Genomic DNA, 12035 nt, shown 5'->3' with positions numbered 1-12035 from the left:
AACATGACGTTCAAGGCGCCGGACAGTCTCGCCGAGCAAATTGCTCACCACCTCGCCGAACGCATCATTCGCGGCGATCTCCAGCCTGGGGAGCGGATCCAGGAACAGAAGGTCACGCTGGCGCTCAATGTCAGCCGTGGTTCCGTGCGCGAAGCCTTGCTGATCCTCGAACGCCGCCACCTGATCGCGATCCTGCCGCGCCGTGGCGCCCATGTCACCGAGTTGACGGCGCACAAGGTGCAGAGCCTGTGCACCTTGATGGGCGAGCTGTACATCCTGCTCGGCAATGCGGTCGCCCAGGGCTGGCAGGTGCAGGCCGACATGGCGCCGTTCCTGCAGATCCAGCAGCGCCTGGTGACCAGTTACGAGCGCGAGGACATCCGCGCTTTCGTTGAAGAAAGCTTCAACGTGATGCGCGCCGCGTACCCCTTCGCCAATAACCCGTACTTGCAGGAAACCGTCGAGAACCTGCAGCCGGCGATGAATCGCGCCTATTACCTGGCCCTGGATCAGCGCAAGGCCTCCATGAGCGAATACCTGGCGTTGTTCGAGCAACTGCTCGCCGCCGTACTCGCCCGTGACTTGCCGCAGATCCGCCAAGTGCTCTCAGCCTACGGCGAGCGCAGTTGCTCGCTGGTCATTGCTGCGTTGGCGGACGCCTAAACGTGCGGCTCAAGTGCATCAAACTGGCGGGGTTCAAATCCTTCGTCGACCCGACCACGGTGAACTTCCCCAGTAACATGGCGGCGGTGGTCGGGCCCAATGGTTGCGGCAAGTCGAATATTATCGACGCCGTCCGCTGGGTGATGGGTGAGAGCTCGGCCAAGAACCTGCGCGGCGAGTCGATGACCGACGTCATCTTCAACGGCTCCACCAGCCGCAAGCCGGTGAGCCAGGCCAGCATCGAACTGGTGTTCGACAACTCCGACGGCACTCTGATCGGCGAGTACGCAGCCTACGCGGAGATCTCCATTCGCCGCAAAGTGACCCGCGACAGCCAGAACAGCTACTTCCTCAACGGTACCAAGTGTCGCCGTCGCGACATCACCGATATTTTCCTCGGCACCGGCCTGGGCCCACGCAGCTACTCGATCATCGAGCAGGGCATGATCTCCAAGCTGATCGAAGCCAAGCCCGAAGACCTGCGTAACTTCATCGAAGAAGCGGCTGGCATCTCCAAGTACAAGGAGCGCCGCCGCGAGACCGAAAACCGTATCCGCCGCACCCACGAGAACCTCGCCCGCCTGACCGACCTGCGCGAAGAGCTGGAGCGCCAGTTGGAGCGCCTGCACCGCCAGGCCCAGGCCGCCGAGAAGTATCAGGAATACAAAGGCGAGGAGCGCCAGCTCAAGGCACAACTGTCGGCCCTGCGCTGGCAGGCGCTGAACGACCAGGTGGGCCAGCGCGAAGCGATCATCGGCACCCAGGAAATCAGCTTTGAAGCCCTGGTGGCCGAGCAGCGCAATGCCGACGCCAGTATCGAACGCCTGCGTGACGGTCACCATGACCTGTCCGAGCGCTTCAATCTGGTGCAGGGCCGCTTCTATTCGGTGGGTGGCGATATCGCCCGCGTCGAGCAGAGCATCCAGCACGGCCAGCAGCGCCTGCGCCAGTTGCAGGATGACCTCAAGGAAGCCGAGCGCGCGCGCCTGGAGACCGAATCCCACCTGGGCCACGACCGCACCTTGCTGCTGACCCTGGGCGAAGAGCTGGATATGCTCACCCCCGAGCAGGAAGTCACCAGCGCCGCCGCCGAAGAAGCCGCCGCCGCCCTGGAAGAAGCCGAAGCCACCATGCACGGCTGGCAGGAGCAGTGGGACACCTTCAACCTGAAGTCTGCCGAACCCCGGCGTCAGGCCGAAGTGCAGCAGTCACGCATCCAGCAACTGGAAACCAGCATGGAGCGCCTGGCCGAGCGCCAACGCCGCATGCAGGAAGAGCGCGCGTTGCTGTCCGCCGACCCGGAAGACGCGGCGATCATGGAGCTGAGCGAGCAACTGGCCGAAAGCGAAATGACGCTGGAAGAGCTGGAAGCCAGCGAAGAACAACAAGTGGAGCGCCTGGAGCAATTGCGTCAGCAGTTGCAACAGGCGACCCAGGCACAGCAACAGGCCCAGGGTGATTTGCAGCGACTCAATGGCCGGCTCGCCTCCCTTGAAGCGTTGCAGCAGGCTGCATTGGACCCGGGCACCGGCACCGCCGAGTGGCTGCGTGATCAACATCTGGCCGAACGCCCGCGCTTGGCCGAAGGTTTGAAGGTAGAAGCCGGTTGGGAGCTGGCGGTGGAAACCGTCCTGGGTGCCGACCTGCAAGCGGTGTTGGTGGATGACTTTGGCGGCTTCGACCTGGCCGGTTTTGCCCAGGGCGACCTGCGTTTGCTCAGCCCTGCCGCCGATGGCACGCGGGTGCCGGGCAGTTTGCTGGATAAAGTTGAAGCGGCGATTGATCTGTCGCCGTGGCTGGGCCAGGTCAAGCCGGTGGATTCCCTGGAGCAGGCCCTGGCCCAGCGCGGTCAGTTGGGCGCCGGCAAAAGCCTGATCAGCCGTGACGGCTATTGGGTCGGCCGCCACTTCCTGCGCGTGCGCCGCGCCAGTGAAGCGGAAAGCGGCGTGTTGGCCCGTGGTCAGGAAATCGTCAACCTGATCGCCGAGCGCGAAGAGCGCGAAGCCACCCTGGAAAGCCTGGAAACCGAACTGCAAACCCTGCGTGCCACCCAGCGCCAGCAGGAGACCGGCCGCGAGCACCTGCGCCGCCTGTTGCAGGACGAAGCGCGCCAGCAAGGCGAACTCAAGGCCCAGCTCTCCGCGAGCAAAGCCAAGGTCGAGCAACTGACCCTGCGCCGCACCCGTCTCGACGAAGAAGTCGCGGAAATGGGCGAGCAGCGCGCCCTGGAACACGAACAGATCGGCGAAGCGCGCCTGCAGTTGCAGGAAGCCCTCGACAGCATGGCCCTCGACACCGAGCAGCGCGAACTGTTGCTGGCCCAGCGCGACAGCCTGCGCGAACGCCTCGACCGTGTGCGCCAGGAGGCGCGCCAGCACAAGGACCACGCCCACCAGTTGGCCGTGCGCCTGGGGTCGCTCAAGGCCCAGCACGCGTCCACCGCCCAGGCCCTTGAGCGCCTGGAGATGCAGTCCGAACGCCTGACGGAAAAGCGCGAGCAACTGAGCCTCAACCTGGAGGAGGGCGAAGCGCCACTGGAAGAGCTGCGCCTGAAGCTCGAAGAGTTGCTCGACAAGCGCATGACCGTCGACGAAGAGCTCAAGACCGCGCAGATCGCCCTCGAAGACGCCGACCGCGAACTGCGCGACGCCGAAAAACGCCGGACCCAGGCCGAGCAGCAATCCCAATTGATCCGTGGCCAGCTCGAACAGCAGCGCATGGAGTGGCAAGCCCTGACCGTGCGCCGCAAGACCCTGCAAGACCAATTGCTGGAGGACGGCTACGACCTGCACGGCGTACTCAACACCCTGACCGCCCAGGCCAACGAGAAAGAAGCCGAAGAAGAACTGGAGCGCATTGCCGCACGTATCCAGCGCCTGGGCGCGATCAACCTGGCGGCCATCGACGAGTACCAGCAGCAATCCGAACGTAAACGTTATCTGGATGCCCAGGACGCCGATCTGGTGGAAGCCCTGGACACCCTGGAAAACGTGATTCGCAAGATCGACAAGGAAACCCGTAACCGTTTCAAGGATACCTTTGATCAGATTAATGGCGGTTTACAGGCGTTATTCCCAAAAGTTTTCGGCGGTGGCAGCGCTTACTTGGAACTGACGGGCGAAGATCTACTCGATACTGGGGTGACGATCATGGCGCGGCCTCCGGGCAAGAAGAACAGCACCATCCATTTGTTGTCCGGCGGCGAGAAAGCCCTGACCGCATTGGCCCTGGTATTTGCCATCTTCAAGTTGAACCCGGCGCCGTTCTGCATGCTCGACGAAGTTGACGCGCCGCTCGATGACGCTAACGTTGGACGCTACGCGCGGTTGGTGAAAGAGATGTCCCAGACCGTGCAGTTCATCTATATCACCCACAACAAGATCGCCATGGAAATGGCGGATCAGTTGATGGGGGTCACGATGCACGAACCGGGCTGTTCGCGTTTGGTGGCGGTGGATGTCGAAGAAGCGATGGCAATGGTGGAGTCTTGACCCATGCCGGCAAAGAATTTTTGTAGCGTGCGGTAAGAGACTTTACCGGCCTGGCGAAAGTGGCAAATGGACATATTTGTTCAAGGCATTTTGACAGACGGTGTAAAGTTATCTTTGGTCGTGCTAGTTTAATGTCAAATTTTCGTATGCGTGGGCAAAACGTCAGTCAGAACATAGAGTTGGCGCCACGTTTTAAAGCGGTTTGCACGTTGCTAAACCCCTTATTTTTCAGCATTTTTTATTAGAGGCACGGGATTACATGGAAATCGGTCTGCGCGAGTGGCTGATCGTCATCGGCATTATTGTCATTGCCGGTATTCTTTTTGATGGCTGGCGCCGGATGCGCGGTGGCAAGGGCAAGCTCAAATTCCGTCTGGACCGCAACCTGTCCAACTTGCCTGACGACGACGGCAGCGCCGAGCTGCTGGGGCCGCCCCGTGTGCTGGACACCCATAAAGAACCGCAATTGGACGAGCACGACTTGCCGTCGATGAGCGCGCCGGTGCGTGAAGCCCGCGAGCCGTCGCCCAAGCGTGGCAAGCGCACCGCTCCGGTGGTCGCGGAACCGCGCCAGGCCGACCTGGACCTGGACGTCAATGACGGCCCGAGCTTCAGCAGCCGCGATGATGATTTCCCGGACGAGAACGCCGGCAAGAATGCGCCGCGCCAATCCGTGAACGACCAGCCGGCCGCCGAAGAAGTGCTGGTGATCAGCGTGATCTGCCGCGACGCTGCTGGCTTCAAAGGCCCGGCCCTGTTGCAGAACATCCTCGAAAGCGGCCTGCGGTTTGGCGAGATGGATATCTTCCACCGTCACGAAAGCATGGCCGGCAACGGCGAAGTGCTGTTCTCCATGGCCAATGCGGTCAAGCCGGGCACCTTCGACCTGGACGATATCGATCTGTTCAGCACCCCGGCCGTGAGCTTCTTCCTCGGCCTGCCAGGCCCGCGTCACCCGAAACAGGCATTCGACGTGATGGTGGCCGCGGCCCGCAAGCTGTCCCAGGAACTCAATGGCGAGCTCAAGGACGACCAGCGCAGCGTGCTGACCGCCCAGACCATCGAGCACTACCGTCAGCGCATCGTCGAGTTCGAGCGTCGCGCCCTGACACAGAAGCGCTGAGGTCCGATCTTAAGCGTTGCCTGTAGAATCCGTGCACTAACATATTGAGCAGCTTCGGCTGCTCTTTTGCTTTATGAGAGAACACCCATGACCGCCGCCCACACCCGCATCCTCGAACTGCGCGCTGAACTGGATCAGCACAACTACCGCTACCATGTCCTCGACGAGCCGAGCATTCCGGACGCCGAGTACGACCGCTTGTTCCACGAGCTCAAGGCCCTGGAGGCCGAGCATCCGGAACTGGTCACGCGGGATTCACCGACGCAGCGAGTCGGCAGTGCGGCGCTGTCGGCGTTCACCCAGGTCAAGCATGAGATCCCGATGCTCAGCCTGGGCAACGCGTTCGATGAAACCACCATGCTCGAGTTTGATCGCCGGGTCACCGAAGGCCTCGACCTGCCGGTGGGCGACCTGTTCGGCGGTGGCGCAGCGGTGGAATACAGCTGCGAACCGAAGCTGGACGGCCTGGCGGTCAGCCTGCTGTACCAGGATGGCGAGCTGGTTCGCGGCGCCACCCGGGGCGACGGCACCACCGGCGAGGACATCAGCGTCAACGTGCGCACCGTGCGCAATATCCCGCTGAAACTGCACGGCAGCGGCTGGCCGGCAACCCTGGAAGTGCGCGGCGAAGTGTTCATGTCCAAGGCCGGTTTCGAGCGACTCAACGCCGCGCAACTGGAAGTCGGCGGCAAGACCTTCGCCAACCCGCGCAACGCCGCCGCCGGCAGCCTGCGTCAGTTGGACTCGAAGATCACCGCCAGCCGCCCGCTGGAGTTCTGCTGCTACGGCGTGACCACCGACATCAGTGATACCCACATCGGCAACCTGCAACAGTTGAAGAAGTGGGGCATGCCCATCAGTCATGAGCTGAAGCTGGCCAAAGGCATTCAGGATTGCCTGGAGTACTATCGCGACATCGGTGAGCGGCGTAACAGCCTGCCCTATGAAATCGACGGCGTGGTGTTCAAGGTCAATAGCATCGCCTCCCAGCGTGAACTGGGCTTCCGCGCCCGCGAACCGCGCTGGGCCATCGCGCATAAATTCCCGGCCATGGAAGAGTTGACCGAACTGCTCGACGTGGAATTCCAGGTTGGCCGCACCGGCGCCGTGACGCCTGTGGCGCGCTTGAAGCCGGTCAAGGTTGCGGGCGTGACCGTGTCCAACGCCACCCTGCACAACATGGATGAAGTCGCGCGCCTGGGCCTGATGATCGGCGATACCGTGATCATTCGCCGCGCCGGGGATGTGATCCCGCAAGTGGTTTCGGTGGTCACCGAGCGTCGCCCGGAAAATGCCCGCGCCGTGCAGATTCCCGAAAGCTGCCCGGTGTGCGGCTCCCATGTGGAGCGCACGCAACTGGTCAAGCGCAGCAAGGGCAAGGAAACCGTCAGCGAAGGCGCGGTGTACCGCTGCGTCGGGCGCCTGGCCTGTGGCGCGCAGCTCAAGCAGGCGATCATTCATTTCGTCTCGCGCCGCGCCATGGACATCGATGGCCTGGGTGACAAGACCATCGAGCAACTGGTGGATGAAAAACTGATTGGCTCACCGGCCGACCTCTACAAGCTCAAGTACGAGCAGATCATCGACCTGGAAGGCTTTGCCGATATTTCCAGCAAGAAGCTGATCACTGCTATCGAAAACAGCAAGACCCCGACCCTGGCGCGGTTTATCTATGCCCTGGGCATTCCCGACGTGGGCGAGGAGACCGCCAAGGTGTTGGCGCGTTCGCTGGCATCCCTGGAGCGCGTACAGAAGGCCTTGCCGGCAGTGCTGACGTACCTGCCGGACGTGGGCCTGGAAGTGGCGCACGAGATCCACAGCTTCTTTGAAGACAGCCATAACCAGGACGTGATCGGTGCGCTGCTGTCGCCAGACGAATGCGGCCTGCAATTGCAGGACCAGGGCGACCTGAGTGCCGAATTCGCCGCCAGTACCACGCTGGGCGGCTTGCTCGACAAGTTGCATGTGCCAAGCGTCGGCCCCGGCGCCGCGCAGAAACTTGCGGACAAATTCGGCACCTTGGAAGGCGTGATCAAGGCCGACTGGCTGGATATGCGCCAGGCGCTGCCCGAAAAGCAGGCCAAGGCTGTGCGTGAGTTCTTCGATAACGCGGACAACGCCAACCATGCCCTGGCCATCGAGCAGCAGCTCAAGGACTTCGGCATGCACTGGCTGAGCGAGAAGAAGGTCGTCGAAGGCTTGCCCGAAGCGGGGCACACCTGGGTGCTCACCGGTTCCCTGGAGCTGATGAGCCGCGACGTGGCCAAGGAAAAACTCGAAAGCCTCGGCGCCAAGGTAGCGGGTTCCGTCTCGGCGAAAACCCACTGCGTGGTGGCGGGGCCGGGCGCCGGCTCCAAGCTGGCGAAGGCGAGCGAGTTGGGCCTGAAGGTACTGGATGAAGAAGCCTTCGTCGCCTTCCTGGCCAAGCACAACATCACGGTCTGATCCGGGCTTTGTGGCGAGCGGGTTCGCTGTGGAGAGCGGGCTTGCTGTGGCGAGCGGGCTTGCCCCGCGTCGGGCTGCGCAGCAGCCCCCTCCCAACCATCACCAAAGTGGAACGATCCTGAACAGAAAGTGATCTAGTCTCAGTCACCCAGGGAGAGATCGCCATGTTCCGCTACTTCGAGCAACTCAGTTCTCGCATCGCTGCCCCCTTTGTAGCCGGCACATCTCGCGACAGCAAGGTGTGGCAGTGCCGCTGCGGCCAATCCCTGTTCTTTCGCAACAGCCAGTGCCTGGCCTGCCAGGCGCTGCTGGGCTACCAACCCCAGCAAGCCCGGCTGGACTCCCTGCAGCCCGGCCCGGTCGAAGGCACCTGGCTGCAGGACGGCAACCTTGACGCCGGCGCCTTCCGTCGCTGCGCCAACCTCGACACTCCTGCCGCCTGCAACTGGCTGATCCCGGCCCACAGCACCGCGCCGCTGTGTGTGGCCTGTAGCCTGAACCGCACCATTCCTGACCTGTCGATCCCGGAAAACCATGAACGCTGGCGAAAAGTCGAAACCGCCAAGCGCCGGTTGGTCGCGCAATTGATCAGCCTGGGGTTGCAAGTGGTGCCCAAAAGCGTCGACGAAGACACCGGCCTGGCCTTCGATTTTGTCGGTATCGACCTGGAAGGCAACGCGCCCATGACCGGCCACGCAAACGGCCTGATCACCCTCGACATCAAGGAGGCCGACGACGCCCACCGTGAAAAGGTCCGCGTCCAGATGCGCGAACCCTACCGCACGCTGCTCGGTCACTTTCGCCATGAGGTCGGCCATTACTACTGGGATCGCCTGATCGCCAATACCCACTGGCTAGAACCGTTTCGCAACCTGTTCGGCGACGAACGTGCCAGTTATGCCGAAGCCCTCGACCAGCACTACCAGCACGGCCCACGTGCCGACTGGCAGCAAACCTGCGTCAGCGCCTACGCCACCATGCACCCCTGGGAAGACTGGGCAGAAACCTGGGCGCACTACCTGCATATGATGGACGCCGTCGACACCGCCCTCGGCTTTGGCATGAGCGCCCGCGAGATGGACCTGGACTACCAGCCATTTCCCCTCAGCACGCTCTATGATCCCGAACACCCTGGCGGCGCGGCATTCCTGTCATTCGTCAACGCCTGGATCGAACTGGCCGGCATGCTCAACGAACTGTCGCGCAGCATGGGCCAGCCGGATTTCTATCCCTTCGTGCTGCCACCGGCGGTGATCGCCAAGCTGCATTTCATTCACCTGGTGATCCAGGAAGAGGGCGGCCGAGCGGATGAGGTGGTACTGGCACAATGATGAGCACTGTGGGAGGGGGCTTGCCCCCGATGGCGCTGGGTCAGTCACCTGTTTATTGGCTGATGTACCGTCATCGGGGGCAAGCCCCCTCCCACAGATGCTGTTGGCGGTGACAAGTACTTGAACCCCTTCATATTTTTAATCCGTCCCCAACGGTTGTAACTTCCGATGAGATCGGTACAATGGCCCCGCTTGCCGAGAGGCAGGCGTCGTTATGGTGACCCCATCGGTCCCCCCGCAACGATTACCCGTGAACCTGGTCAGAGCCGGAAGGCAGCAGCCACAGCGGGAACATTGTGTGCCGGGGTGTGGCTGGTGGGGTTGCCTCCATAACGCTCTTCCTTGCAGTACCTGTTCAAATTCAAATCAAAAATGCTTTCACGCCATCTGCCATCGGGCAGTCCATGGCGGCATACTCCAGTGCCTGGCATCCGGAGACAGCACACGTGGAAAAAGTCGACGACCTCACTCGCGAAAAACTGCGGGAATGGCAGATGCGCCGCCTGGAGATCAAGGACCGCATTCAATCCCACCCTGAGCAGACCCTGGAATTGTCGAGGGTGCTGGACCTCATGGACGACGAACATGCGGAAATTCTCAGCCAGGCGGAAATGATCCGCTCTGCGCAAGTGGCTGATGAGCCCGCGCAGCCACCGCTGGCGGGCGCTTGCACGCTGCAATTGAACGTGGCCGCGCAGAGTGCCGAAGACTTGCGTCGCTTGCTCGATATGGCTGTGTTCGAACTCCAGCAACAGATCAATGCGATGGCGGCTGCGGCTGACGCAGGCCCTCATTGCGGCGGGATGTCGGGCTCGCTGGGCGAGTATCGGTTTGAACTGGGCGGTCAGGGCAATGCCTGACTCCCTGGCGGCGAGGCACTATGCAACCTGAACACTTCGATTTATCCAGCCCGGTCTTCCTGCCTGTCACGGAGCAAACCTGCACGACCCTGCTCGGCTCGGACGGCGCCCAGGCCCTGGTCGGCCTGACGAATCCGGAGCTGGCCGCCGTACTGGTCATCCAGAACCTGGCCCAGGCCGCGGAAAAAGACCTGACCTGCGCAGGCGCCGAGCGCATTCTGACCAAGTTGCTCGACTGGTCGGTGGACACGCAGGCAGGGGGCGCCGCGACGCTGCTGTCCGAAGCCCAGCGACTGTTCGACCCGCGCAAGCTCTACTTCGGTTTCAACGCGCTGAAAAGTGTCAACCTGCGCCTGTTGTCGGCTGAAGAGGTCGCCGCGCGGGATTACCTGCTGCCTACGGGAAAATGGGATATCGGCTACAAGGTCCGCCACCTGCGCAGCAATGACCCCTTCAGCCAGCAGATGATCACACCCCGCCAGCGTGAGCGCTGGCTCAGCCCGGCCCAAGACAAACTGGTGCGTACCTTCCGCGCCAACCTCAACGAAGACCTGCACGTCCAAGGCTACGCCGGCATCGGCAAGAGCCACCTGCTCGGCGCCTTGATGGAGTGCCTGCGCCCCGCTCAGACCCTGGTGCTGGCCCGCACGGGGGCAAAACTGGCGACCCTGCGTGAGCGCATGGGGCTGGGGAAGGACAGCAAGGCGGGTTCGACCTTCGCTGCGTTCGCCAAGGCGCTGCTGCAGGGGCCACGCCCTACCGTGCAGGGCACGCCGGCCAGGTTGCCCGGCAAACATGAAGTGTCTGAGGCCCTGAATATCCACGGCTGGCGAGGGCACGAGGGCGTGGCGACGCTGGATATCTGTCTGAAGGTGCTCGAAAGCTATTGCCACTCCAGCCATCACAGCCTGTCGGCCAGGCACCTGCCGCATTTCAAGCACCCGTTGTCCAGCGTGGATACCCAGGCGTTGCTGGAGTATTCCAGCCGGTTGTGGACGTACCTGGAGGCCAACCCACAGTGGGCCGGCCAGACTGCTTTCGCGGCGCTATGGCTGATCAAGCGTGCGAGTCTCGAAGGCTGTGTGGTGCCGCCTCGCTATACCCATGTGTTGATCGATGAAAGCCAGGACATCCCGCCTTCGTTGCTGCAGATCATCGAGCGTGGCCGCCAAGTCTTGATCACCCTCGGCGATGAATACCAATTGGCCAGCGGTGTGATGGTGCGAAGAAAGCGCGAAGTCCGACACACCGACATCAATTATTCGGTGCGCTCGGGTCGCAACGTCGAGCGCCTGGTCAACCCGTTGATCAGTGTGCACTCACAAAAGTGCAAGACCCCCTTCGAAGGCGCACGGGACGCGGACGTCGGCATCGAACATTACCCCCAGGGCTTCGTACCGCCGGAAGGCTGCGTGGTGTTGACCGCCTCCCATTGGGACACCATGAAATGGGCCATCCAGTTGCAGCAGGCCAACTGCCCGTTCGGGTTCTTCGACACTGCGGCGCAGCAGGATCTGCAGCGTTTCATGATCAGCGTCATTGCCTTGTTCAAGCCGGAGTTCTACAGCAACGAGCACAACGACAACGGCCCTCACGCCTATTTCAGTGACATGCAAGACTGGCAGCAGGTGCGCGACGCCAGCCAGTTCGACGAGGCGTTTCTGTGGGTCGAGAGCGAGCTGGAAAAAGGCTTCAATGTCGCCGACATCACGCGCTTGAACCGGCTGGGCGGCGTGCCCGGTAAACGTTGCCTGCTGATGCTGGCGGCAGAGGCGGGCGGCATGGAGTTTGACCGGGTGCTGCTGACGCCCGAGTTGCTGACCAACTTGAAGTTCAAGGACGCCTACGCGTTCGACCAACGGCTGTGCGAGGTGTATATCGCCATTTCCCGCGCGCGGATGCAGCTTTACCTGCCTTACGACGTGGTCGAGTGGATTGATTTCCACACGTATCAGAAAACCCGGGAGTTCCACGGTTACTGAGTGATTTAATTCGGCTGTTTCACAACTTTTGCAGGTCGCTCTGGACAACCCAAAACCACCTTGCTAGTTTCCGCCAGCTACTTGTTTCAGAGTGTGACAAGTATGCGAGGTTGATATTGAAGTGCCATCACTTCTTTAAC

Annotated in this window: 7 protein-coding genes and 1 other RNA gene; all 8 read left to right on the top strand. The window is 61.9% G+C overall.

Annotated elements, in window-relative coordinates; genetic code table 11:
- Nucleotides 1–3 precede the first annotated feature (3 nt).
- The 8 genes from BM110_RS20055 (at nt 4) to BM110_RS20020 (ending at nt 11895) form a co-directional block, all read left to right on the top strand.
- The gene (locus tag BM110_RS20055; RefSeq protein WP_093514052.1) at nt 4–663 is read left to right on the top strand and encodes a GntR family transcriptional regulator; all 660 of its coding nucleotides are present in this window, start codon (nt 4–6) and stop codon (nt 661–663) included.
- Between the two features lie 2 nt (nt 664–665).
- Nucleotides 666–4154, top strand: a complete 3489-nt coding sequence (smc, locus tag BM110_RS20050; protein ID WP_093514051.1) for a chromosome segregation protein SMC — start codon at nt 666–668, stop codon at nt 4152–4154.
- Between the two features lie 259 nt (nt 4155–4413).
- Entirely contained in the window at nt 4414–5277 is an 864-nt protein-coding gene (gene zipA, locus BM110_RS20045; RefSeq protein ID WP_071491386.1) for a cell division protein ZipA, read from the top strand.
- An 87-nt stretch (nt 5278–5364) separates the two neighbouring features.
- Nucleotides 5365–7722 carry an NAD-dependent DNA ligase LigA gene (gene ligA, locus BM110_RS20040; RefSeq protein WP_092242776.1) on the top strand — a complete coding sequence of 786 codons (2358 nt, stop codon included), beginning with the start codon at nt 5365–5367 and terminating at the stop codon, nt 7720–7722.
- Between the two features lie 164 nt (nt 7723–7886).
- Nucleotides 7887–9053, top strand: coding sequence for a zinc-binding metallopeptidase family protein (locus BM110_RS20035; protein WP_092242782.1), 1167 nt, complete (start codon nt 7887–7889; stop codon nt 9051–9053).
- 224 nt (nt 9054–9277) lie between these two features.
- An RNA gene (gene ffs, locus BM110_RS20030) (signal recognition particle sRNA small type) lies at nt 9278–9374 on the top strand.
- A 125-nt stretch (nt 9375–9499) separates the two neighbouring features.
- Nucleotides 9500–9913: a hypothetical protein gene (locus BM110_RS20025; protein WP_093122035.1), complete on the top strand. Its 414-nt coding sequence runs from the start codon at nt 9500–9502 to the stop codon at nt 9911–9913.
- A 20-nt stretch (nt 9914–9933) separates the two neighbouring features.
- Complete coding sequence (locus BM110_RS20020) at nt 9934–11895, top strand: hypothetical protein (protein ID WP_093514050.1); 1962 nt, start codon at nt 9934–9936, stop codon at nt 11893–11895.
- Nucleotides 11896–12035 lie beyond the last annotated feature (140 nt).

Origin of the sequence: Pseudomonas sp. NFPP28 (assembly GCF_900115535.1) — a bacterium.
GTDB lineage: Bacteria > Pseudomonadota > Gammaproteobacteria > Pseudomonadales > Pseudomonadaceae > Aquipseudomonas > Aquipseudomonas extremorientalis.
Note: the sequence above shows the minus strand (reverse complement) of the source record. Positions and strands in the feature narration are given on the sequence as shown.